This is a genomic window from Halorubrum yunnanense, assembly GCF_026586675.1.
GTDB lineage: Archaea > Halobacteriota > Halobacteria > Halobacteriales > Haloferacaceae > Halorubrum > Halorubrum yunnanense.
In genome coordinates this window covers 101,307-125,294 of sequence record NZ_JAODIX010000001.1, presented here as the reverse complement: position 1 = coordinate 125,294, position 23,988 = coordinate 101,307, and the positions used below count along the sequence as shown (strand labels likewise).

21 protein-coding genes, 1 other RNA gene and 1 pseudogene are annotated in these 23,988 nt (G+C 69.7%); 6 read left to right on the top strand and 17 right to left on the bottom strand.

Annotation, left to right across the window (positions count from 1 at the left end):
- Positions 1–46: 46 nt before the first annotated feature.
- From N5096_RS00690 to N5096_RS00630, 13 genes and pseudogenes are all read right to left on the bottom strand, one after another.
- A complete protein-coding gene (locus tag N5096_RS00690; protein WP_267662422.1) occupies positions 47–412 on the bottom strand; it encodes a HesB/IscA family protein in 366 nt (121 codons plus the stop codon).
- Between the two features lie 68 nt (positions 413–480).
- Positions 481–1,368: pseudogene (locus N5096_RS00685) on the bottom strand (mechanosensitive ion channel family protein); the annotation flags it as partial.
- A gap of 115 nt (positions 1,369–1,483) precedes the next feature.
- Positions 1,484–2,254 (bottom strand): HAD family hydrolase, encoded by a 771-nt coding sequence (locus N5096_RS00680; protein WP_267662421.1) that lies wholly within the window; start codon positions 2,252–2,254, stop codon positions 1,484–1,486.
- Between the two features lie 111 nt (positions 2,255–2,365).
- Complete coding sequence (phnE, locus tag N5096_RS00675) at positions 2,366–3,160, bottom strand: phosphonate ABC transporter, permease protein PhnE (RefSeq protein WP_267662420.1); 795 nt, start codon at positions 3,158–3,160, stop codon at positions 2,366–2,368.
- On the bottom strand, positions 3,160–3,996 hold the full coding sequence (phnE, locus tag N5096_RS00670) for a phosphonate ABC transporter, permease protein PhnE (protein WP_267662419.1): 837 nt from the start codon (positions 3,994–3,996) through the stop codon (positions 3,160–3,162). Before phnE (N5096_RS00670) ends, phnE (N5096_RS00675) begins: the two co-directional genes overlap by 1 nt.
- Before the next feature lie 3 nt (positions 3,997–3,999).
- Positions 4,000–4,848 carry a phosphonate ABC transporter ATP-binding protein gene (gene phnC / locus N5096_RS00665; protein ID WP_267662418.1) on the bottom strand — a complete coding sequence of 283 codons (849 nt, stop codon included), beginning with the start codon at positions 4,846–4,848 and terminating at the stop codon, positions 4,000–4,002.
- Positions 4,849–4,850: 2 nt separating this feature from the next.
- Positions 4,851–6,059: a phosphate/phosphite/phosphonate ABC transporter substrate-binding protein gene (gene phnD, locus N5096_RS00660; protein WP_267662417.1), complete on the bottom strand. Its 1,209-nt coding sequence runs from the start codon at positions 6,057–6,059 to the stop codon at positions 4,851–4,853.
- A 194-nt stretch (positions 6,060–6,253) separates the two neighbouring features.
- A complete protein-coding gene (hisD, locus tag N5096_RS00655) occupies positions 6,254–7,531 on the bottom strand; it encodes a histidinol dehydrogenase (protein ID WP_267662416.1) in 1,278 nt (425 codons plus the stop codon).
- 573 nt (positions 7,532–8,104) lie between these two features.
- Positions 8,105–8,314, bottom strand: coding sequence for a hypothetical protein (locus N5096_RS00650; RefSeq protein ID WP_267662415.1), 210 nt, complete (start codon positions 8,312–8,314; stop codon positions 8,105–8,107).
- 19 nt (positions 8,315–8,333) lie between these two features.
- On the bottom strand, positions 8,334–9,299 hold the full coding sequence (locus tag N5096_RS00645) for a phytoene/squalene synthase family protein (RefSeq protein ID WP_267662414.1): 966 nt from the start codon (positions 9,297–9,299) through the stop codon (positions 8,334–8,336).
- Positions 9,300–9,490: 191 nt separating this feature from the next.
- The gene (locus N5096_RS00640; protein WP_267662413.1) at positions 9,491–9,652 is read right to left on the bottom strand and encodes an HVO_2523 family zinc finger protein; all 162 of its coding nucleotides are present in this window, start codon (positions 9,650–9,652) and stop codon (positions 9,491–9,493) included.
- A gap of 103 nt (positions 9,653–9,755) precedes the next feature.
- Entirely contained in the window at positions 9,756–10,331 is a 576-nt protein-coding gene (locus N5096_RS00635) for a hypothetical protein (protein WP_267662412.1), read from the bottom strand.
- A gap of 130 nt (positions 10,332–10,461) precedes the next feature.
- Positions 10,462–11,040, bottom strand: coding sequence for a cysteine hydrolase family protein (locus N5096_RS00630; RefSeq protein ID WP_267662411.1), 579 nt, complete (start codon positions 11,038–11,040; stop codon positions 10,462–10,464).
- A gap of 126 nt (positions 11,041–11,166) precedes the next feature.
- Here N5096_RS00630 and N5096_RS00625 point away from each other — a divergent pair, with 126 nt between their 5' ends.
- Together N5096_RS00625 and N5096_RS00620 are read left to right on the top strand one after the other, a co-directional pair.
- Positions 11,167–12,972, top strand: a complete 1,806-nt coding sequence (locus N5096_RS00625) for an Hvo_1808 family surface protein (RefSeq protein WP_267662410.1) — start codon at positions 11,167–11,169, stop codon at positions 12,970–12,972.
- Between the two features lie 116 nt (positions 12,973–13,088).
- The gene (locus tag N5096_RS00620) at positions 13,089–14,249 is read left to right on the top strand and encodes a nicotinate phosphoribosyltransferase (protein ID WP_267662409.1); all 1,161 of its coding nucleotides are present in this window, start codon (positions 13,089–13,091) and stop codon (positions 14,247–14,249) included.
- Between the two features lie 56 nt (positions 14,250–14,305).
- On the opposite strand, the gene N5096_RS00615 is transcribed toward N5096_RS00620, so the two are convergent.
- The gene (locus N5096_RS00615; RefSeq protein WP_267662408.1) at positions 14,306–14,908 is read right to left on the bottom strand and encodes a TIGR00296 family protein; all 603 of its coding nucleotides are present in this window, start codon (positions 14,906–14,908) and stop codon (positions 14,306–14,308) included.
- A gap of 255 nt (positions 14,909–15,163) precedes the next feature.
- Between N5096_RS00615 and rnpB the strand changes: the two genes are divergently transcribed.
- An RNA gene (gene rnpB, locus N5096_RS00610) (RNase P RNA component) lies at positions 15,164–15,515 on the top strand.
- A 163-nt stretch (positions 15,516–15,678) separates the two neighbouring features.
- A complete protein-coding gene (locus N5096_RS00605) occupies positions 15,679–16,959 on the top strand; it encodes an RNA-guided endonuclease InsQ/TnpB family protein (protein WP_267662407.1) in 1,281 nt (426 codons plus the stop codon).
- A gap of 517 nt (positions 16,960–17,476) precedes the next feature.
- On the opposite strand, the gene N5096_RS00600 is transcribed toward N5096_RS00605, so the two are convergent.
- The 3 genes from N5096_RS00600 to N5096_RS00590 all read right to left on the bottom strand — a co-directional run bounded on the left by N5096_RS00600 (position 17,477) and on the right by N5096_RS00590 (position 20,486).
- Entirely contained in the window at positions 17,477–18,340 is an 864-nt protein-coding gene (locus N5096_RS00600) for a CPBP family intramembrane glutamic endopeptidase (RefSeq protein ID WP_267662406.1), read from the bottom strand.
- Between the two features lie 71 nt (positions 18,341–18,411).
- Positions 18,412–18,957 (bottom strand): NUDIX hydrolase, encoded by a 546-nt coding sequence (locus N5096_RS00595; RefSeq protein ID WP_267662405.1) that lies wholly within the window; start codon positions 18,955–18,957, stop codon positions 18,412–18,414.
- A gap of 77 nt (positions 18,958–19,034) precedes the next feature.
- Complete coding sequence (locus tag N5096_RS00590; protein ID WP_267662404.1) at positions 19,035–20,486, bottom strand: Y-family DNA polymerase; 1,452 nt, start codon at positions 20,484–20,486, stop codon at positions 19,035–19,037.
- 171 nt (positions 20,487–20,657) lie between these two features.
- On the opposite strand from N5096_RS00590, the gene N5096_RS00585 reads away from it, so the two are divergent.
- Positions 20,658–22,451, top strand: coding sequence for a PAS domain S-box protein (locus N5096_RS00585; RefSeq protein WP_267662403.1), 1,794 nt, complete (start codon positions 20,658–20,660; stop codon positions 22,449–22,451).
- 101 nt (positions 22,452–22,552) lie between these two features.
- Positions 22,553–23,866, top strand: coding sequence for an MFS transporter (locus tag N5096_RS00580; RefSeq protein WP_267662402.1), 1,314 nt, complete (start codon positions 22,553–22,555; stop codon positions 23,864–23,866).
- Positions 23,867–23,988: the final 122 nt, after the last annotated feature.

Genomic DNA, 23,988 nt, shown 5'->3' with positions numbered 1-23,988 from the left:
CGGCGACGCGGGGAGGGACCGCGCTCGGAGCGGCCGGGGCGTCGCCTCACGTCCGGAACGACTCGCCGCACCCGCACTCGGAGACGACGTTCGGGTTCTCAACTTCGAAGCCGGCCGCTTGCAGGCCGTGCTCGTAGTCAAGCTTGCTCCCGCCGATGTAGTTCCGGCTCGCGGGGTCGACGAAGACGCGTAGCCCGTGGTGCTCGACGACCAGATCGTCTTCCTCCGGCTCCGTGTCGAACCGCATCCCGTACGAGAGACCCGCGCAGCCGCCCTGCTGGACGAACAGGCGGAGGCCAGCCTCCTCCGTGTCGAGCTCTTCGCCCTCCAGCAGAGAGAGCGCCTCCTGCGCGGCGTCGGGGGTCACCTCGATCGCCGGGTCGCTCTCCGCGTCGGCCGTTTCGGTACTCATGCAGATGTCTTCCGTTCGAACGGTAAAAACCCTGCCGGCAGATCGCCGGTCTCCGTTGCCGCTAACGGTTACGTTCGCTGCGCGATCCGGGCGATCGGCCCCGGCAGCGGTTCCGCTCTCACGGCCGATCCGGACTGACCGTCCGCTCGCGGCTCGCGGTCGGCGCCGCCGTCACCGCTCGGCGCTCCCCCGTCGACGGCGGGACGGGCCGGGGCCCGCTTGCTCGGAGTCCCGCCATCCGCGTCGCCGGGGGCGGTGACCGTCACGTCGCGTTTCGGGTACGGGACCTCGATGTCGGCGTCGGAGGGCGCCACGTACAGCGCGCGGTTGCGCGTGTGCTGGGCGCGCCGGCGGGGCCTCGGCCCGTTGACCCAACGGCGGAGCTCGTACTACAGCACCGAGTCGCCGAACGAGCGGAGTCGGGGTCGCGACTTCGGGGAGTCGAGGACCAGCGGCTCCGCGAGCATGGCCTCGACCGCGAGCGCCTCGAACGCGTCGACGTCGGTTCCGTAGGCGACGCCGATCGGCACCCGGACCCGGCGCCGGCGCTGCGGCGCGGACTCGTTCGTCACCTTGGCGGCGTTGAGCGCGGCGTTGGGGGCCGTCACCAGCAGCTCGTCACGGGTGAGCAGCGTCGTCGAGCGCACGCCGACCTTGATCACGGTCCCCGCGGTGCCGTCGTCAAGGACGATGTAGTCGCCGATCTTGGAGGTGTCGTCGAAGTACAGGGCGATCACGCCGAAGAGGTTCACCACCGTGTCCTTCGCGGCGAAGCCGACCGCGATGGCGGCGACCCCCGCTGCGCCCAAGAGCGGCGTGACCTCGATCCCCCACAGCCACAGCAGCGTCCCCGCGGTGCCGGCGAGGAACGCGAGCGTCCAGGCGTCCGAGAACACGGGCGCGAAGTCGAACCGACCGCCTTCGGCGTTGACGGCGGCGACGACGGAGACGACGAGGACCGCGACCGTCGCCTCAAGCGCCCTGAGCCCCTCGAACAGGGTCGGCGGCGACGGAGTCATACCGTCCCGACGCGACTGCGCGAGATAACCGTTTCTGCGGGGTCCGACGGGGTTACTCGAACCGCGGCCCGTCGCTCGGGGCGCTCGATCCCGGTCGGTCCGTCTCCGCGGCCGGCGGGGTCGGGTCGACGAGTTCGACGAGTTGCCGGAGGCTCTCGATCTCCACGACCGGTTCGGCGTCGAGGTCGAGCGCGGCGTTGTGCTCCCGCCTGAGGAACACGCCGTCGAGCCCGGCCCGCTCGGCGGCGATCACGTCGGTGGCGCGGTCGCCGACGTAGAGGCCGCCCTCGGCGCCGAGCGCGTCGAGGGCCTCGTTCAGGTAGTACGGCTCCGGCTTGCGACGGCGGAACCCCTCCGGGCCGAGGTCGCGGCCGCGGACGAACGAGAACGCGTCGAGCCGGAAGTGGTCGACGACGAACTCGACGGTCGGGTGGTAGTTGTTGCTCACGAGCCCCAGGGGGACGCGCTCCGCGAGCTCGCCGATCGCGTCGACGTCGGGGCAGAGCCGTCTCGTGCCGGCCGCGAGCCGCGCGATCGAGCGCTTCGCGCTGCGCTCCTCGCGGGCCCGGAACAGCGTCGCCGGATCGACGCCGAGCTCCTCGCAGGCGGCGCGGAACGCGTCGTCGTACTCGTACGTCTCCAGCGGGCGACGCAGGTCGCCGGTCACTCGCATGTCTCGCTCCTCGAGCACGTCGTCGAGGGCGCGGCCGTGGACCGCGTCGTCGGTCCCCCAGCCGTCGAGGATCACGCCGTCCATATCGAAGAGGACGACCTCGTCGTTCTCTCGGTCGATCGGGGCGTCGGTGTGGTGAGGCGTCGTCATGTGTCTCGTGTGTCGTCGGTTCGCGGGTCGGTCGCGGCGCGGGCCGGTTATGCTTCGGTACCGATCCGTTCCGGAGGGTTGCGGCGGGGATCGCTCCGCCGACAGGTGAATTCAGCGCACCTTCCGGCGGGCGTACGCCGACACCCCTTCGCTCACCAGTACGACGCCGAGGATGGCGACCAAGAGCGCCGACACCGTGCGCCAGGCGAACGAGTCGATCGCCTCGAACAGCTGGACGCCGATCCCGCCGGCGCCGACGAACCCGAGGATCGTCGCCGCCCGCACGTTGATGTCCCAGCGGTACACGCTGAGTCCGACCAAGGCCGGCTTGATCTGCGGGACGATCCCGTACACGAGCAGCTGGACGGGGCTCGCGCCGGTCGCGCGGACCCCCTCGACCTGCCCGAAGTCGATCTCCTCGATCTCCTCGCCGAGGAGCTTCGCCAGGAACCCGATCGACCGCACGGCGGTCGCGACGGTGCCGGCGAGCGCCCCCGGCCCGAACATCACGACGAACAGCAGGGCCCAGACGATCGTGTGGACCGACCGCGAGACGGTGACGATGAGCTTCCCGAGCGCGTACGTCGCCCGGTTCGGCGTCGTGTTCTCGGCGGTGATGTACGCGACCGGGGCCGCCATCGCCACCGCCGCGATCGTCCCGACGACGGCGATCTGGATCGTCTCGGCGAGCGGGCCGACCGCGTTCGGCAGGTACCCCCAGTCCGGCGGGACCATCCGTCCGAACAGATCGCCGACCTGCGCCGGCGCGGTGGTCACGTACCGGAGGCTTATGTCGAGCCACTCCCACGAGGCGACCACGACGGCGACGGCGACGAGCGCACCGCCGATCCGGAAGAGCCGCTCTCGCGCGTCGAACCGGCTCCACCGGCGCGTCGCGCCCGCCATCACTGGACCCTCCGTCTGACGACGGCGCTCACGAACTCGGCGGCCAAGACCACGGCGATGATCGCGACGAGGATCGCCGCCACGTAGTCGTACTCGTACCGTTGGTAGGCTCGCTGGAGGAGGACGCCGATCCCACCGGCGCCGACGATCCCGACGATCGTCGACGACCGGATGTTGATGTCCCACCGGTACACGGCGAGCCCGGCGAACCGCGGAACGACCTGTGGGACGACCCCGTAGACCACGCTCTGAAAGCGGGTCGCGCCGGTCGCCCGGACTGCCTCGACGCCGCCCATGTCGATGTCCTCCAAGTCCTCGGCGAACAGCTTCGAGAAGAACCCGATCGTTTTGAAGCTGATCGCGACGATCCCCGCGAGCGGGCCGAACCCGAGCGCGATGACGGCGATGATCGCGACGATCAGTCCGTCGATGGCGCGCGTAGCGCTGATGACCCCGCGGCTCAGGTAGTACACCGGCCGCGGCGCGAGGTTCTCCGCCGCTCCGAACGCGACCGGCAGGCTGATCGCGATCCCGGCGACGGTGGCGACCATCGCCATCGCGATCGTCTCGATCATGCGGTCAAACAGCCTGAGCGTGTATTCGCTGCCGGTCTCGGGTGGCAGCATCGAGTCGATCAGCTCGTAGCCGTACCCGATTCCGGAGAGAAAGCGGCCGGGCGTGATCCGCAGGCTCGCGACCGACCACGCGATCAGCGCGAGGACGACCCCGTACACCGCCCACTTCGTGTACCGGTTCCGGAACGCGGTCGGGCGCCGCCACGTCCGCCGGTCGGCCGCGCCCGTTGACCCCGCCGGCGAGGTCGACTCGGTCGCCACGGGTCAGTCCTCCGCGGGCAGGCGGTCGGAACCGGCGTCCTGCCCGTTCCGCGCGCTCGACTCGTCGTCCGGACCCGACAGCCAGTCCGGGTCGGTCGCGGCCGACTCCGGCGGCTCCTCCCCCCGGTAGATGACGCCCTTCGACTCGCCGGTGAGATCGCTCGCCGGCCCGTCGAAGACGAGTTCGCCGGCGTGAAGCCCGAGGATACGGTCCGCGTACGCCTCAGCGAGGTCGACCTCGTGGATATTGATCAGCACGGGTACGTCGCGGTCGTCGGCGATGTCGGTGAGCAGCTCCATCACGTCGCGGGAGGTCTCGGGGTCGAGACTCGAGGTCGGCTCGTCGGCCAGCAGGATCTTCGGCTCCTGGACGACCGCCCTCGCGATCCCGACGCGCTGGCGCTGTCCGCCCGAGAGCTCGTCGACCCGCTTGTCCTCCATGCCGTCGAGTCCGACGAGCTCCAGCAGCTCGTAGGCGCGCTCGACGTCGTCCGGCGGGAAGTTCCGCCGGAGCGCGGCCCAGTTCGAGACGTAGCCGAGCCGCCCGGAGAGCACGTTCTCCATCACGGTGAGCCGCTCGACGAGGTTGTACTCCTGGAACACCATCCCGACGTTCCGGCGCGCGTCCCGCAACCCGTCGTCGTCCAGCGCGGTCAGCTCCGTGTCGTCGAGGCGGACGCTCCCCGTCGTCGGCTCGACCAGCCGGTTGATACACCGGACGAACGTGCTCTTTCCGGCCCCGCTCGGGCCGATCATCGCGACCACCTCGCGGCCGTCGATCCGCACGGAGACGTCGCTGAGCGCCTCGTCGCCGGTCGGGTACGTCTTTCCGAGGTTCTCCGTTTCGAGCATCGTTACAGGTTCCCGCTCTCGTACTCGACGCCGTTGTACCGCTGGATGATCAGGATGTCGTTGAAAACCTTCTTGTAGTTGATTTCAACGTACTCGGCCTCACCGGTGTTTTCGGCGTATTCGGTGTCCGTCCAGTCGGTCCCGATGGTCGCTTCCTTGATCCCGTCGACGATGTCCGGGTGGAGGTCGTAGCGGTGGACCATCGGACCCGGCGGGAACGGGTTGCTCGCCCAGACCACTTTGAAATCGTCGTAGTCGATGTCCTCCGTCGACCCGACGAGGTCATCGACGCAGGTGCTGCAGATCGGCCCGGCGTCGTAGTCGCCCACCGCGATGCCGCGGGCGGTCTGGTCGTGGCCGCCCGAGAAGTTGACTTCGTAGTCCTCTCCGGCCGTCACGTCGAAGAACTGGTCGAAAAGCGCCGACGGCGCCTGATTACCGGAATTCGACGCCGGCTCGGAGTGCGCGACTGTGATATCGTCGCGCGCGAAGTCGTTGACGGACTGGATGTCGTGCTCGTCGTCGCGGGTGACCGCCAGCAGCCGGTAGCCGAACTGTCCAGAGGGACTTATCGGGACCGCGAACGGAACGACGCCGCCGAGGTTGACCCCGAAGGCGGACGTTCCGGTCGAGATATCGCCCAGATGTCCGCGCCCCGCCCGGAACGACTCGACCGTGGCCGCGTTGGAGTCGACGGGCTGCCACTCGACCGTCCGGCCCGTCGTCTCCTCAAGCCGGTCCAGCAGCGGCTGGATGGTATCCTGGTACTGCGTCTGGCCGGACTCGCCGGGCTTGTCCACGAAAATGAGCGGGTCGGGGTCGACCCACTCGCTCTCGTCGTCCGGCAGCTCCCGTGGCGGGCTGCCGTGAGCTATCTCCTCGACGTCTTGGTTCCGCATGTTCTCCAGGTCCGTCTGGCTCCCCTGGAAGTAGTCGTTCTCCGAGACCGCCGTCATCAGGTAGTTGTTCCCCTCCCAGCCGGGCTCCGCGGGATCGAACTCCGAGGCGTCCGTGAGCATCGGATCGCCCGACCCGTCGTCGGTCCCGTCGCTTCCGTCGCTCCCATCGCCGCCGTCGAGGCCCGCTCCGGCCTCGCCGTCGTCGCTCCCCCCGGAACAGCCGGCCAGTCCAGCGATCCCGATCGCGCCGCCCGCGAGGATGAATCGGCGTCTCGAACTCGTTTCGCCCCGGTTGCCGGTGTCTTCCACCATTACGAACGCACAATCACGAATCCGGGTCAAGAAGGCTGCTATGAGCCGTATATGGCGGGTCTGAGGAGTCCCGACTGGGGGGTGTCACCGGGTACCGACACGTACCGGTCGAGAGCGATATATACCGCTCTTGTTCCGCACGCGTCGCCCCGGAAGGAAGCGGAGGGCGGTGTCGAGCGTTCGAAGCGCTCCGGCTACTCGAACCGCTTCCGGACGCTCTCGGCGTGGGCCTCCAGCCCCTCGGCCTCCGCGAGCGTCGTGACCGTCTCCGAGAGGTCGCCGAGCGCGTCGCGGTCGAGCCGCTGGACCGTCGACGACCGGAGGAAGGTGTCCACGGAGAGTCCCCCGTAGCGCTTCGCGCCGCCGTTCGTCGGCAGCACGTGGTTCGTCCCGGTCGCGTAGTCGCCGGCGGCCACGGGGGAGTACGGCCCGAGGAAGACGGAGCCGGCGTTCGTGATCCGTTCCAAGAGGGCCTCGTCGTCGTCGGCCACGATCGAGAGGTGCTCGGCCGCGTACTCCTCGGCGAACAGCACCGCCTCGGGCATCGACCGGGCGTGCAGAACCCCGGAGGCGTCGTCGTCGAGGGCGGCCCGGATCGTCTCCTCGCGCTCGCGCTCGGCGGCCTGCTCGTCGACCGCCTCCGCAACCGCGGCGGCCAGGTCGGCGTCGCCGGTGACGGCGACCGCGGAGGCGTTCGGGTCGTGTTCAGCCTGCGCGATCAGGTCGGCCGCGACGAGGTCGGGGTCCGCGGTCTCGTCGGCGAGCACGAGCACCTCGCTCGGCCCCGCGAGGAAGTCGATCTCGACGTCGCCCTGCACGATCGCCTTCGCGGCGGTGACCCACTTGTTGCCGGGGCCGACGACCTTCTGCGCGTTCGTCACCGTCTCCGTGCCGTACGCGAGCGCGGCGATGGCCTGCGCGCCGCCGATCTGGTACACCGCGTCGGCGCCGGCCTCGTGGATCGCCGCGAGGGTGACAGGGTTGATCTCCTCGGCGGGCGGGGTCGCGACGGCGACGTGGTCGACGCCCGCCACGGTCGCGGGGATCACGCCCATCAGCGCGCTGGAGGGGTACGCCGCCGCGCCGCCGGGCACGTACACCCCGGCGCGGTCGATCGGTCGGAATCGGCGGCCCAGCTCCCGGCCGTCGAACTCCTCGCGCCAGTCCTCGGGGCGCTGTCGCTCGTGGAACGCCCGGACGTTCGCCGCGGCCTCGCGGACCGCGTCGAGGGCCGGGTCGTCGGCGTCGTCGAGCTGGGCGTGCGCGCGCTCGGCGTCGTCGGTGACGTCGATGTTGCCGACGCTCACGCCGTCGAACTCCTCGGCGAACTCCCGCAGCGCGACGTCGCCCTCCTCCCGCACTCTGCCCACGATCCCGCTCACGTCGTCGCGGACCGCGTCGACGCCGGCGTCGCGCTCGAAGAAGGCGCGCCGCTCGGCCGGCGAGAGGTCGGCGACGGTTCGTACGTCCATACGCTCCCTCCGAGCCGCGGTCAAAAGGGCGTTCCGACTTCGCCCACTCCGGCTGGTATCGCCGGACCTCACCGACCGGACCCCCGCTGCATCATAGGGAAATAACCGCGAGCGACGACAATCACTTATAAATTGGACTGCGGTCGGCGCGTGCCTGCGAGCGCCCGAAGGGCGCGAGGTGCACGCGCGAGGGACGCCGCGAGCGGAGCGAGCGGCGAGGCTGGGGAGGTGAGAGGTGCTGTGCGGTTGCGGTCGGGGTGGGACTCAAAGGGGCAGCCGCGTGGAGGGCGTAGGCGACGCAAGCACCGCAAGGAGTGAGCAGAGCGAACGACTGAGGAGCGCAGCGAGCGTGCGCCCTCCACGCGGCTGGGGCTTTGGTGGAGTTCACCGTCGATCCCCGGTCAACTATTTATAACTGAGCGGCTGGGGCTTTGGTGGAGTTCACCGTCGATCCCCGGTCAACTATTTATAACTGAGCGGCTGGGGCTTTGGTGGAGTTCACCGTCGATCCCCGGTCAACTATTTATAACTGAGCGGCTGGGGCTTTGGCGGGAGTCATCTCGACAGCGCGGCTCACTCCAACCGCCCGATCCCGGTCACGTCGAGCGTCGCGAGGACGGCGAGGACCGCCAGCAGCCCCGCGGCGACGAAGAGAATCGGCGCCGACAGCGCCACGGCCAGCTCGTAGGGCGCGATGAGGCGCGTCGTGCCGCGGACGATGAACGAGAGGAAGACGAGGCCGAACGCGAGCAGCGCGAGGCCGACGAACCGCGACCTGTCCATGTCGACCGGCGCCCCGCGCTCAATCCGACTGCGCGACGCCCGAGCCGCGCGACCCGTGTTCGTGGCGGTCGCGGGTGCCGTCGAAGCCGCGGCACACCTCGTGGAACACCGCTTCGGGGTCCTTGTTCCACTGCCACTTCCAGCGCGTCCGGACGAGCAGCGAGATCTTGCGGGCGAAGGAGAGCTCGGGCGTCGTCGACACCGTGTCGTACCCCAGGTCCCGGATGAGCCGGTGGTGGTCCGCGTACAGCACGGCCGCGAGCAACACCGCCAGCTGGCAGTCGTCGGGGAGGTACTTGATCCCCGCGACGCCCTCCTCGTAGAGGCGCTCGGTCCGGGCGAGCTCCTCGCGGACCGCGGCCGCGACGTTCGCGTCGAAGGAGAGCTCGAGGATCTGCTCCTCGCTCACGCCGTGTCGCCGGAGGGTCTCCATGGGGAGGTAGATCCGGTCGCGCTCGACGACGTCCTCGCGGACGTCGCGGATGAAGTTGGTCATCTGGAACGCCTCGCCGAGCTTGGTGGCGTGCGGGAGCGCCGCCGCCTCGGTCTCCGCGTCGAGGTCCATGATCGCCGTCATCATCCGGCCGACCGCGGCCGCGGAGCCGTCCATGTACGTCTCCAGCTCCTCGTACGTCTCGTAGCGGTCGGTGTCGACGTCGCTCTCCATCGCGTCGACGAACGAGCGGACGTCCTCGTCGGCGATCCCGTGTTCCGCCGTGACCTCGGCGAACGCCTCTAGGACGGGGTCGTCCGTCGGCTCCTCGCCGAGGGCGGCCCGTCGGAGGCGGTCGAGCTCGGCGCGCTGTTCGGCTGGGGGGCCGGTGTCCTCGGCGTCGACGACCTCGTCGGCGGTCCGGAAGAAGCCGTACAGCACGTAGGTCGCGTGGCGGATCCGCTTCGGCAGCAGCCGGGTGGCGACGTGGAAGGTCTTCCCCGTCCGACGCTGGATCCGCTTGCTCCGGGCAACCTGGGTTTGCTCTACCATGATGACCCCTGACGGTCGGCGAGGAGGGTCAAGAGCGGGTCGCCGGTCATAGATCAAAAGTCGCTCTCCAAGAACATAACAGTTCGCACATCCATTGTTGTCTCCGTGCGGCCAACGGCTGATTCCGGCGCGGTAGGGGGAGACTAAAACAGGGACCGCGCCGGGGGAAACCCGGCGTACCGACGCCGCGCTCAGTAGAACGTGTCGCTACAGTCGTAGACGACGCCGTGGGCCGGACAGACGTACTTGCAGTGTCTGTGGTACATCGGCGTCTCGCAGCGCGGACACGGCCGCCCGCCGGTCTCGTCGGGCGTCTCACGCGCCGTCCCCCGGTCGTCGTCGCCCTCGTTCATGCGGTTCGATACGGTCGCCGGAGGCATAACCGATCCCCTCCGCGCCGCGGGGGGGCCGCTTATCGGCGCGGATCGACCGTTTATCACTGCCGTGCCTAACGAGTTAGGTCGACGCCAGCGACTCATACACCGACTCCGCGACGCGCTCCTCGCCGAACGGCAGCGTCAACAGGCCGCCCCAGTCGCCGGTGAGCTCGGCCACCGTCGGCTCGTCCAGCTCGACCCGCCTGACCTCGGTCCCGTCGAGGGTCATCGAGACGACGAACCGCTCCGGCTCGTCGACCGCGCCCGAGGCCGCCAGCCGCTCCTGGAAGACGTCGACCCCGTCGTCGCCGAGCGCGACGTACACGAGGTACTCGCCGTCGTCGTCGAAGACGCCCTCGACCTTGTCGAGGTCGCCCGCGTCGAACAGCCGCCGGTCGTCTTCGCCGTCGCGGAGGAGGCGCGCCTCGAACGGGGCGTCCGGGTCGGCGTCCACCGCGCCAGCCGGGCCGTCGTTCGACCCGTCGTCGGTCGAACCGCCACCGACCGGGTCGTCGTCGATCGATCCGCCGCCCCCCGCTCCGCCGTCGCTCGCGGACTCGCCGTCCGTCACCGCCGTCGCCCCGGCAAATCCGACGGCGCCGGCCGCGCACGCGGCTCCCACCCCGGCGAGCATCCCGCGTCGAGAGAGTTCCATACGCGACCGTCCCGGTCGGGATTCAAAAGGGTTACACGCCGATTCGCGCGGCTGATAACGGTTCTCAGGGCTGTACGGCCGGTTGAGTCCGTGACGCGCCCGTCAACTCACGCCCGTGGCCCCCGCCGGCTCACGCCTCCAAGAACGCGACGCTCTCCCGAGTCGTCGTCTCGCCGAACAGCCAGTTCGCGTGCTCGACGGCGTACTCGCGGTGGTCCTCGGTGATGTACCCCAGGGCGTCCTCGACGACGACGGGGCGGTAGTCCCGGAGCCCCGCGCTGCCGGCCGTGTGGAGGACACAGACGTTCGCGAGCGTCCCGCAGATCAGCAGATCGGAGATGCCGTGAGCGTCGAGGTACCCCTCCAGGTCGGTCCGATAGAAGGCGTCGTAGGTGTGCTTCTCGACGACGTGGTCGCCCTCGCGGACGTCGAGCCCCGCGACGAGCTCGGCGTCCCACGACCCCTCGACGACGTGTTCGCCCCAGCGGTCGAACTCGTCGTAGTAGTACGTCTCGTCGAACTGCTCCGGCGGGTGGACGTCTCGCGTGTAAACGACGGTCGCGCCGGCCTCGCGCGCCCGCTCGACCAGCGCCGTCACCGGCCCGATCGCCGCCTCGCTCGGCTCGGCGTAGAGATTCCCGTCCGGGTGGCAGAACCCGTTCTGCATGTCGACGACGATCACCGCGGTCTCGCTCGGGTCGTACGGCATGCTCGGGGGTTCGTAGCGCGGATGCAAAAAGGAGGAGGCGGCGGGCCCGTCGGCGTCTCGACAACGCGCTCACAGGTCGAGTTCCGCACCGACAAACTACTTACCCGGTCGGTCGTAATCGCCCCTATGCGACGGGTTCTCACCCTCTCGGTCGTCGCCGCCGCGATCGCCCTCCTCACGCTCGGAGTCGGCGGGGTCGCTGCCGCCGCCGGTCCGGTCGCCGAAAGCGCCACCGCCGGCCCCGCGGACGTCGCCGGCGGCGACGCGCCCGCCAGCGCGACCGCCGCCGAGTGCGACGCGGGCGACGGGACCGACCTCGTCGGCTGCTGGAACGGGACCCACTACGAGGAGGAGCTCTCCTTCAACCAGAGCGACGGGTTGGACGACTCCGAGCTGGAGGCGCTGACGCACCTGACGATGGCGCGCGTCGAGCACGTCCGCGAGCGGCCGTTCCGCGAGGACGTGCCGGTCGAGACGGTCACCCGCGAGGCGTTCGCGAACGACACGGCCGGCGGGAACAACAGCAGCGAGGCGTTCCGGCGCTGGAACGACCAAGTGTGGGAGGCGCTGTTCGTCGTCGGCGAGGACACGGACGCGAACGAGGAGATCGACGCCGTGTTCGGCGGCGCCGTCTCGGGCTTCTACTCCCCGGCCCAAGACCGGATCGTCCTCGTCGTCGCCGAGGGCGAGGAGACGCGGATCGACCCGTCGACGCTCGCCCACGAGCTGGTCCACGGGATGCAAGACCAGTACCACGACCTCACGCGGCCCCGCTACGTCGACGCCACGCAGGACGGCGACCTCGCGATCGACGGGATCGTTGAGGGCGAGGCCGTCCACATCGAGGAGCGCTACGCCGCCCGCTGTGCGGACAACTGGACCTGTCTCGACGCCCCGGACTCCGCCGGCGGGGGCGGCGGCTCGGCGAGCGACTACAACTTCGGCATCCTCCAGACCGTGCTCCACCCGTACTCCGACGGCGCGCTCTACGTCGAGGAGCTGGTCGAGGAGGGCGGGTGGGCGGCCGTCAACGAGACGATGACCGAGCCGCCCGGGAGCACCGCCGAGGTGATCCACCGGAACCCCGAGTACGAGACCGACGAGGTCGCGTTCGAGGACGCGGCGACGGGCGACTGGGAGACCTACCCCGAGCAGGGCGTCGACGGCGCCGAGACGGCGGGCGAGGCGTCGATGTTCGTCATGTTCTGGTACCAGAGCCTCGAGTACGACTACCCGGTGCTCGAACCCGGCGCGAGCGTCCGGGAGAACGTCCGGATCCACACGCGGCCCGAACGCGAACTGGAGACGCGCGCGAACTTCAACTACGCCCACGAGTCGACCGATGGCTGGGCGGGCGACGAGCTCTACCCGTACCGCGCCGGCGACGGCGACGACGCCCGCGACGGCTACGTCTGGGTGACCGAGTGGCGGACTCCCGCCGACGCCGCGGACTTCCGCGAGACGTACCTCGGGATGATTACCGCCCACGGCGACGCCGAGTACGAGACGGGTGAGGTGTACGAGATCGAGGGCGGCGACTTCCCGGGCGCCTACGGCGTCGTCCGGGACGGCACCACCGTGACGATCGCCCACGCCCCGGAGCCCGCCGGCGTGCTCGAGCTGCGCCCCGACGCGGGCCTCGAACGCCCCGCGACCGACGACGGGAGCGACGGGACCGACGGCGGCGCGGACGACGGGAGCGGTTCCGACGACGGGAACGACACGGGGCCGGGCGGCGACGACGCCGACGGCTCGTCGGGCCCGGACGCCTCGACCGACGACGGCTCGTCGGGCCCGGACGCCTCGACCGACGACGGCTCGTCGGGCCCGGACGCCTCGACCGACGACGGGACGCCCGGATTCGGCGTCGTCGCCGGCCTCCTCGGAGTGCTGGCGGCGGTGTCGGTGCTCGCGCGTCGGTCGCGGGGGTGAGACCGGTCGGGCGCGGGAGTGAGGACGGTCGGTCGCGGGAGTGAGGACGGTCGGGCGGACGACGCGCCGGCGCGGGACCCGGACCGCTTTTCCTCTCGCGCGGGCGTGTTCCGTGTATGACAGAGTTCGACATCGTCGACGCGGCCGCCATCAGGAGCGGCCGAGCGACCGACGCCTACTTCGAGCGGACCGAGGCCGCGCTGGAGCACGCCGGCCGGAATCCGCGAGTGGTCGCCGAGGTGACGGCCGACCAGTTCCCCGACGGGGACTTCGAGCTGTTCGCCGGGCTGAAGGACGCGCTCGCGCTCCTGGAGGGGCGCGACGTCGACGCCGACGCGGTCCCCGAGGGGCGCCTGTTCGACGGCGGCCCGGTGATGCGGATCGAGGGGCCGTACCTGGCGTTCGCCCGGCTGGAGACCTCCCTCTTGGGCTTCCTCTCGCACGCCTCCGGGATGGCGACCGCCGCGCTCGACTGCCGGGTCGCGGCGCCCGAGTCGTCGGTGCTCTCCTTCGGCGCGCGCCACGTCCACCCCGCGATGACGGCGGCGGTCGAGCGCTCCGCGCTGGTGGGCGGGTTCGACGGCTTCTCGCACGTCGCCGCCGGCGACCTGCTCGACCGGGAGGCGTCGGGGACGATGCCCCACGCCCTCTCCATCTGCTTCGGCCGCGGCGAGCAGGAGGCGGCGTGGCGCGCCTTCGACGAGGCCGTCGGCGAGTCGGTGCCGCGGGTCGCGCTGTGCGACACCTACTCCGACGAGGTCGACGAGACGCTCCGCGCGGTCGACGCGCTCGGCGACCGGCTCGACGGCGTCCGGCTCGACACCACCGGCTCGCGGCGGGGGGACTTCCGGCACATCGTCCGCGAGGTCGGGTGGGAGCTCGACGCCCGCGGCCACGCCGACATCGACGTGTACGTCTCCGGCGGGCTCGGGCCCGCGGACCTCCGCGAGCTGCGGGACGTCGTCGACGGCTTCGGCGTGGGCGGGTACGTCTCCAACGCCGACCCCGTCGACTTCGCGCTCGACATCGTCTCGGTCGACGGCGAGCCGGCCGCGAAGCGCGGCAAGCTCTCCGGGACGAAGGCCGTCTACCGCACCGCCGACGGCGCGCACGCGGTCGGGCTGGCGGACCGGTCGGGCCCCGACGACGCCGAGTCGCTCATGGAGCCGGTCGTCCGCGACGGGGAGGTCGTCGCCGACGACGCCGCCGACCTCGGGGCCGCGACGGAGCGGGCGCTGGCGGACGCAGAAGCGGTCGGCTACGGGTCGGAGAAGTAACGGGGGACGCAGAAGCGGTCAACTACGGGGCGGAGAAGTAACGGGGGAGGCCGGCCTTACAGCTCTTCGACGGCGCCGCCGTCGGCGCGCTCTCGGAACACCTGGCCCTCGATGAGCGTCACCATCGTGTCCTCGTCCTGCCAGGCGTCCGGGGCGAGCTTCGCCTTCCGACAGGCGCGCGAGAGGAATTCGGCGCCGGACCAGCCGTTCTCGACGGGGACGGTCGGGTAGAGCCAGCCGTGCGAGTTGCCGCCGTCGACGGCGACGCCGTGAGTGCCGATATTCAGGTCAGCGAGGGGGTCGTTGGTGAGCACCGTGTTCGAGACGACGAACACGGAGACGGTGATGTTGTCCAGCTCCTTCGGCTCGACCTCCGAGCCGCAAGAGTCGCCGGAGGCGGCCTTGATCGCGGCCTCGACGATGGCGTGGCCGAGCTGGTCGGAGGTCTCCCACGCGCCGGCGCAGCCGCGGAGCCGGCCGCGGCCCCTTGTTGACTCCAGTCGGACGAACGCCCCGGTGCGGGCGTAGAACGCCTCGCGCATGCTGCCGGGTTGTTCGCGTTGTCCATGTCGGACGAACGACTCGACCGCCTCCCGCGCGAGTTCGACCGCTCGTGCACCGTCGTCGTACGACAGCTGAACGGTCTGGGCCTCGGACATGATAGTCTATTACGTTGCTGACGACTTGAACGCTTCCCTTGTGAAGCGATGGCATTTCGGTCCCTCGCAGCGTCCGAGTCTCCTCGATGCGTCCGCCGGATCGGGGGGCGTGGTCGACGGGAGTCGAAGTCGGCGGGAGTCGAAACCGGCGGGAGTCGAAACCGGCGGGAGTCGAAATCGGCGGGAGTCGGAGGCACCGAGAGTCACGATCCCCGACCGGATCGCTTATTCGCGGCCGCGGACAACGACGGTTCGGACAGAGGGAGCCCGACTCCCGTGCCTCTGGCATGAGGAAAGTCCCCCCACCGGCCGGACGGGCGACCGGGCACACGCCCGGAGTCGGAGACGGCTGGCTCTGGAACAGCAACGACACCCCCCGCCTCGACCGATGATCCGTGCGAACCGACCCGCAAGGGAAGGGAGTTAACCCGGTGAGGGCGCGTGGCTCTGCCACGTTGGCGTGGCTTTGCCACGTTACAGACGGGCGGGAACGGATGGAACGGCGAATCCTCGCCGGTGCAAGTCCGCGCCACAAGGTAGTCCGGCCACGGCGCGGACGCTCAGCCGAATGTCGGGACGAACCGAAGGGGGCTTACTCCCCTCAGTCCGCCTGTACTCGGTAGTTACGGAGAATCGAGGAGAAAGCCTCGCGCTTTAGCGCGGGGATGAATCCGACACCACCCTTCACAGTCCACCGTCCGATGGCACGGCTGGATATTCCACGCTGCTCCATCCAAGCCTTCAAGTAAGTTTGTCTACATTGGTTACATATGGCGAAACAGGTCGTTACTCGCACCTACACTGCTTCCATACGGAACCAGTCTCGGGTGCAAGACGACCTTGATTCGCTCGGGTTCGCCGCCTCGAAACTCTGGAACGTCGGCCGGTGGACATGCAGTCGGGTCTGGGATGAAATCGGTCACATTCCCAACCACAACGAACTCACCACGTACCTCAAAAACCACGAACGCTATGATGACCTGCATTCGCAGTCAAGTCAGCGAGTCCTTCAAGAACTCGCTGAGGCGTTCAACGGCTGGTACGGCAACCGGCAAAGCGGAGATGCGAAAGCGAACCCGCCCGGCTACCGCAAACACGGCGACGAGCACCCGCGTTCCACAGTCACATTCAAGCAGAAAGGCTTCAAACTCGACACTCAGTACGACCGAGTTCGGCTCTCAAAAGGATCGAACCTGAAGGAGTACTGGTCGGATTTCGTCCTGTGCAAGTACCAAACTCGCCCCAACGTTGACCTCTCCGCCGTGGAGAACGTCCAACAAGTCAAGATTGTACGGACGGGCGACGAGTGGGAACTACACTTCGTCTGTAAGGTCGAGATCGACGTGGCTGACGCCCCCGGTGAGAAGACGGTGGGTGTTGATCTCGGTATCAACAACTTTGCGGCGCTCGCCTACGAAGACGGTCACAGCGAGTTGTACCCGCTCAACTGCTTGAAACAGGACGACTACTACTTCAGCAAGCGGATCGCTCGGTGTGACGACTCGAACTCCGAGCAGGCCACGCGGTTGAACCACAAGAAGTCGGCTCGCCGCACGCACTACTTCCACACACTCTCGAAACACATCGTTCAGCGATGTGTTGACGAAGGTGTTGGAACTATCGTGGTGGGCGATCTCTCCGGCATCCGTGAGGATGCGAAGAACAGTGAGTCGAAAGACTGGGGGAAACACGGTAATCTTGACCTGCACTCGTGGGCGTTCGACCGCTTCACCGATCTCCTCGAATACAAAGCCGAGATGGCAGGCATCACGGTCGAGTACGTGTCTGAGCGGGACACCTCGAAGTCGTGTTCGTGCTGTGGTCGGGAACGAAAGGCGAACCGTGTTGAACGCGGACTGTATGTCTGCGACGAGTGCGGGACAGTCGCGAACGCGGACGTGAACGGCGCTGAGAACATTCGGCAGAAAGTATCTCCGAGTTCACCGAATCTGTCGGTGGATAGGAGTAACGGCTGGTTGGCACAGCCATCGACGTTCTTGTTTGACAAAGAAACTGGTGCGTTCGCACCTCAAGAACAGGTCACGTCGTAAACCACAATATCCCAACCCAGCGGTACGGTGCCGTGGGAATCCTCGCGCTTCAGCGCGGGGAGGATGTCAACGGTATGAGAGTTCGATTACTCATCAATCGAGTCGTCGACTACGCGCGGTGACCGCTTCTAAAATCCCAGCTGCTCGGCTATACGTGATCGCTGACTCTGCGGTGAACACCTCCAAAGCCCCAGCCGGGAGGACTCGCACGACTCGCTGCGCTCCTCGCTCAGTCGCTCGTTGCACTCGCTTCTTCGCTGTGGTGCTTGCGTCGTCGGGCTTCGCCCTCCCGGCTGCCCCCTTGAGTCCCACCCCGACCGCAACCGCACAGCACCTCACACCTCCCCAGCCTCGTCGCTGGCACCCTCCGCTTCGCTTCGGGAGCCGGCGACTCCCTCGCACGCGCTCCTCGCGGTCGCCGAGGGCGACCGCTCGAAGGCGCGCGCCGACCGCCTCGTTCTTTTATAAATATCACGTCGTCGCCGCCGGTCGAAAACGCGCTGCGTCGCTCGCCTATTTAAATAGCCAGCAGCGCAGTCCCGCCTTCGGCCATCTCCTGAATCCGGTTGCCGTAGGCGATCGTGACGTACAGGATGGTGAAGATGACGGCGTTGTGGAGGCCGTGGAGCAGGGCCGGGACGACGAGGTTCTCGGTGTACTCGTACACCGCGCCGAAGACGATGCTCGGGAGGAAGAGGATGGCGATGGTGGTGAGCCGCCCGGAGAGCCCGCCGGTCAGCGCCATCACGTGGACCGCGGCGAAGATCGCGGAGGCGACGAGGATCGCGGGCGCCGGCGACAGCGTCTCGCGGAGCCGCCCCTGTACGACGCCGCGGTAGAGGATCTCCTCGGAGGGGCCGATCACGAGGAACGACGCCGCGATGAGCAGGGGGATGATCGCGGGGTTCTGCATCGCCAGCTCCGCGCTCTGGTTCGAGGCGGTCTCGGTGCCGAGCGCCTGGATGACGAGCGAGACCGCCATGATCGTGACCAGGATGAGCGCCCAGCTCCCGACGATCAGACCAATTTCCTTCAGGCTCGGGCGCCGCACGCCGAGGTACGCGACAATCCCGGCGCGGTCGAGCCCCCGCCACGCGAGGTAGGCGAGCGCCAGCCCGCCGAACGCGACGTACTGGCCCAACACCAGCGTGAGCGCGAGGCTCGCGGCGAGCGGGAGCCCGCCCGTCACGGTGTTGACCCCGAGCACCACGCCCCCGCTGAGGAGGGCGATCGCGGGGCCGAGAGCTCCCAGGAGCAGGGCCGTAACGATCGCGACCGCGACGGCACGGCCGCCCGGACCGTCCGAGGCCGCCGGAGAGGCCGTGCTGTCCGGAGCGCCCGGCTCCCGTCGGTGCGCGTCGTCGCCGGAGGGATCTGCCATCGCCTGACGTACGGGCCGACGCATAATAGGGCTGTTCGTGTCCCGCGCTCCCGGCGTCCGAGGGGCCGCGCTCAGCGGTGCAGCAGCTCGTACCAGAGCACCGCGGTCACGGCCCGCCCGTCGCGGAGCCCCTCGTCGACGACGGCCCCGAGCAGGTCGTCGTACGGGACCGTCTCGACCGCGATCGACTCGTTGTGGTCGAGGTCGCGCTCCGCGGTGGGCTCACACCCCGTCGCGAGGAAGTGGTGGTGGACCGCGTTCGCCATCCCGTTCGTCGGCTCCACCGTCGTCAGGCGCTCGAAGGCGTCGGCCTCGTACCCCGTCTCCTCGGCGAGCTCGCGGGCAGCCGCGCCCGCCAGATCGTCGGCGTCCTCCGGCTCGACCGTCCCGGCGGGGAGCCCGCGGTTGACCCGGCCGACCGCCTGCCGCCACTCGTCGATGACGACGACGTCGCCGTCAGGAGTGAGGGGCAGTACCACGACCGCGGGCGGCTCGTCGACGTAGTGGTACCCGTCGGTGTCGCCGTCCGGGAAGCGCACCTCGTCGCGGCGCACGTCGAAGCCGGGGCAGCGGTAGTCGATGTCGGTGTCGAGCGTCTCCCACGCGAGGTCGTCCATGCCTCGGCGTCGGCGCTCGCGCACCTAAATCCCCGCGCTCGGACGCCGCCCTCGCGGTTCCGGCTCACTCCCGGGCCTCACGACCAGTCGCCGAGCGACGCCTGGCCGTCGTCGCGCTCGCGCGCCCGCCGGTCCCGGGCCTCGTCCGTCTCGCTCCCGTCCCCGGCGGTCGGCTCGCCGCCGACCCAGTCGGTGAGCTTCCCGCCGTCGCCGTCGGTGGCGTCCGACCGGGTTCCCGACGCGTCGGCGAAGTCGACGTCGCTCCTTTCGCCCCCCGCCTCGAACCCCCCGAGCGTCGCCTGGTCGCTCTCGGCGAAGTCGAGGTTCGAGACGCGCACGCCGAGCTTGCGGACCCGGTCGTCGGCGAACTCCGCGAGGAGGTCGAATGCGACGGACTCCACGAGGTCGGGGTCGTCGACCGGCCCCGAGAGGCTCCGCGCTCGGGTGTTGACGTCGTATGGGGGCTCGACCGCCTTGATCCCGATGGTCTGGTAGAGACACCCCCGCTCGCGGGCCCGCCGGGCCACGTCGGCCGCGAGCGCCGCGACGGTCTCGCGCTTCGTCTCCCGGTCGTCGGTCGGCGACAGCGACGACTCCCGCGAGAGGCTCTTCGGGAGGCCGGTCGGCGTGACCTCCCGGTCGTCGTCGCCGCGGGCGCGCCGGCCGAGCTCGGGGCCGCGTTCGCCCAGCTCGTCGGCGAGGCGGTCGGGGTCGGCGGCGGCGAGGTCGGCGGCGGTCTCGATCCCCATCTCGGCGAGGGTGCGCTCCGTCACGGGGCCGACGCCGTGGATGTCGGCGGTCGAGAGCGGGGCGAGGAACGGCTCGACCGAACCGGGCGGGACGACCACGAGCCCGTCCGGCTTGTCGGCGTCGCTGGCGACTTTCGCGGTCGACATGTCCGGGGCCACGCCGACGCTCGCGGGCACCCCGGCCTCGCGCTCGATGCGCTCTTTGACGTGCCGGGCGTACCCTTCCGCGAGGGTCCGCGCCTCGGCGGGGCCGGCCGCGGCGCTCGGCGGGGGATCGCCGTCGTCGGGGTCCGCCGTTCCCGACGCGTCCGCTCCGGCGGCGTCCCACGCGGTCCGGTCGGTGACGTCGAGGTACGCCTCGTCGACGCTCACCTCGCGGAGCGTGTCGGCGCAGTCGCGGAGGACGGCCTTCACGTCGCTCGCGACCTCCTTATAAAAGTCGAGGTCGACCGGGAGGTACCGACCGGTCTCCTCGGGGCCGGGCGCGTTCGGGTCGTCGGGGTCGGCGTCGGCCCGGCGGGGGAGCAGGCCGAGCGCCTCCGAGATCGGCATCGCGCTCTCGACGCCGACCGCGCGGGCCTCGTAGCTCGCGGTCGCGACCGCGCCGATCGTCTCGCCCGCCTCGTACCCCATCCCGACGACGAGGGGCTCGCCCTCCAGCTCGGGCCGACGGAGGCGCTCGCAGGAGGCGTAAAAGCAGTCCATGTCGACGTGGAAGACGACGCGGTCGCTCCCGTCCGCCTCGTCGGTGGCCGTCCCGGGGAGCGTGCCGCCAGCCATCGCCCGGGGCTCCGCGCCGCGTCGCCTTAAGAATCAGCCACGCGCGGCGGGAGCGGCATCGGTCCCGACGCCGGGGGTGACCGCGCCCGCGCCGCATCGTCCGAAACCCGCGTACTCAGAACTGATATCCGGGTCGGTATTCGTTTATGAGTCGGGTGCGTAAGGCGCGCCATGCCAGAACAGATCGACGTGTTACACGTCGACGACGACCCCTCCGTGCTGGACCTGACGGAGGCGTACCTCGAGCGCGAACTGGAGGACGTCGCGGTGACGGCCGTCACGGAGCCGTCGGCCGCGCTCGACGAGCTCGACGGCGGGCGGTTCGACTGCATCGTCAGCGACTACGACATGCCCGAGATGGACGGGCTGGAGTTCTTCGAACGGGTCTGCGAGATCGACTGCTCGGCCCCCTTCATGCTGTACACTGGGAAGGGAAGCGAGGAGATCGCGAGTCAGGCGCTCAACGCAGGCGTCACCGGCTACTTCCAGAAGGGCGGCCCGGAGCAGCTGCGACGGCTCGCGAACCGCGTCCACCAGGCGGTGGACGAACACCGGACCAAGGAGCTCGCGGACCGCTACTCCACGGTCATCGAGGCGCTCGGTTACCCCGTGTACGTCGTCGACGAGACGGGGACGTTCGAGTTCGTCAACGAGCCGTTCGCGGAGCTGACCGGCTACGACGTCGAGGAGATCGTCGGCAGCAAGCCGGGACTGATAAAAGGCGACGACGCGGTCAGCGAGTCCGAAGACCGGCTCGGGACCATCCTCTCCAGCAGCAGTCCGGACATCCAGCGGTTCCGCGTCGACATCGAGCCGAAAGAGGGCGAGCCGATCCCCTGCCGGGACCACATGGCGGCGCTGCCGTACGAGGGCGAGTGCTTCGACGGGAGCGTCGGCATCCTGCGCGACGTCTCGGACGAGGTGGAGCGACGTGAGGAGCTGGAGACGAAGACGCGCGCGCTCGACGAGGCGCCGGTCGGCATCACCGTCTCTGACCCGGACCGGCCGGACAACCCGATGGTGTACGTCAACGACCGGTTCGTCGACATGACCGGCTACGGCCGCGAGGAGTCGATCGGGGTCAACTGCCGGTTCCTGCAGGGGCCCGACACCGATGAGGAGTCCGTCTCAGAGCTCCGCCGGGCGGTGGAGGCGGAGGAGTCGACGAGCGTCGAGCTGCTGAACTACCGGAAGGACGGGTCCGAGTTCTGGAACCGCGTCAGCATCGCCCCGATCCGCGACGGGGACGGTCGGACCACGGAGTGGGTCGGCTTCCAGGAGGACATCACGGCGTTCAAGGAGCGCGAGGAGGCGCTCAGACGCCAGAACGAGCGGCTCGACTCCTTCGCAGGCATCGTCTCGCACGACCTCCGGAACCCGCTCAACGTCGCGCAGGGCCGCGTCGACCTGGCGCAGATGGACGCTGACGACGACGACGAACACCTCGACGCCGCCGCCGACGCGCTCGACCGCATCGAGTCCATCGTCGAGCACACCCTCACGCTCGCCCGCGAGGGGGAGACCGTCGGCGACACCGAACCGGTGTCGATCGCGGGCGTGATGGCGAACAGCTGGGAGACGGTCGACACCGGGAACGCCGAGCTCGCGGTCGAGACGGACCGGGACGTGTCGGCCGACCCCGACCGGCTCCGGAACCTCTTCGAGAACCTCCTCCGGAACGCGGCGGAACACGCCGGCCCGGACGTGACGGTCCGCGTCGGCGACCTCGACGACGGCTTCTACGTCGCTGACGACGGGCCGGGAATTCCGGAGAGCGTCGCGGACGACCTCTTCGAGGCCGGGCAGACCGACACCGAGGGCAACACCGGTTTCGGGCTGGCGATCGTCCACGAGATCGCCATGGCGCACGGCTGGACGGTCGCGGCGACCGAGTCGGCGGCGGGCGGCGCGCGCTTCGAGTTCCGCGGGGTCGAGCGCGAGCACCCGCCGATGGCCGAGTCGTAAGGGCCGACGCCTCCCCGCGTCGGGCCCGCGAACCGACCCGGAACCGGAACGACTCCCGTCGTTCGCAAACGCCTTTATAATCCCGACCGAAGCGGAAGGAAATGGGGACGCTCTCCGGCATCGCCGACACCGACCGGCGGGTCATCGTGCTCGCGCTCGCTCGGATGGTCGGTGCCGCCGGCAACTCCTTTCTCATCGTCGTGTTGCCGCTGTACATCGCGAGCGACCTGATCGACATCGGCGCGCTCCTCGGCACCGAGGTCGGCGTCGGCGCGGCGTCGGTCACGGTGACCGAGCCGCTGCTCATCGGGCTCGTCCTCTCGCTTTTCGGCTTCCTCAACAGCCTCTCGCAGCCGGTGACCGGCCGCCTCTCGGACCGGATGGGGGTCCGGCGCCCGTTCGTGCTGATCGGCATCCTACTCCTGGGGACCGCGAGCGGGCTGTACACGGTCGCGACCGTCTACTGGCAGCTGATCGCCCTCCGGGCGATACAGGGGCTCGGCGCGGCCCTGATCATCCCCGCGACGGTCGCGTTGGTCAACGAGTACGCGTCGGCCGACGCCGACCGCGGCGGGAACTTCGGCGTGTACAACACCTTCCGGCTGATCGGCTTCGGCTTCGGACCGGTGCTGGCCGGCGCCGTCGTCGAGGCGGGCCCGTACGACCTCTCGCCGATCGGGCTCCCCGTCGTCGGCGGGTTCGACGCCGCGTTCGCGGCCGCCTGCGGGGGAGCGTACCTCAGCTTCGGCCTCGTCTTCCTCCTCGTGCGCGACGCGGCCGAGTCCAGCGAGGCGAGCGACGACCTCTCGATCCGCGTGCGCGGCGAGGACCGCCTGCTCGACCCCATCTTCGCGCTCGGGCTGGCGACGGTGGCGATGGGGCTGTGTATCGCGCTGTACGCGACGCTCCAGAACCAGGTGAACGTCCGGCTCGACCAGGCGCCGGTATGGTTCGGGCTCCAGTTCGCCGCCGTCACCATCGCGAACGTGGTCTTGCAGGTGCCCGTCGGACAGGCCAGCGACCGGATCGGGCGCCGCCCCTTCCTGCTCGCCGGGTTCGTCCTCCTCGTGCCGACGACGCTGCTGCAGGGGATCGTCACCGACCCCATCGTGATGACGCTCGTCCGGCTGGCGCAGGGCGTCGCCGTCGCGTGCGTCTTCGCCCCGTCGCTCGCGCTCGCCGGCGACCTCGCGCGGGAGGGCGAGTCCGGGACGACCCTCTCCGTCCTCACGATGGGGTTCGGCTTCGGCATCGCGCTCGGCCCGCTGGCGTCCGGCTGGCTCGTCGGGTTCGGCTTCCTCGTCCCCTTCGCGGTGGGCGCGGGGCTCGCGGTCGTCGCGTTCGCGGCGGTGGTGACGCAGGTCGAGGAGACGCTCGACACGAGCGACGACGCCGAGGCAGTCGCGGCGGACTGAGGCCCACCGAACGTCGTCGTTCACACGTCCCATGCTCTGACTCCCGCCAATCCACCTGGCGTGCGCCTGTGAGCGGCCACCCACGGCGGCCGCGAGCAGCCCGCGCGAGGGAGGCCGCGGGG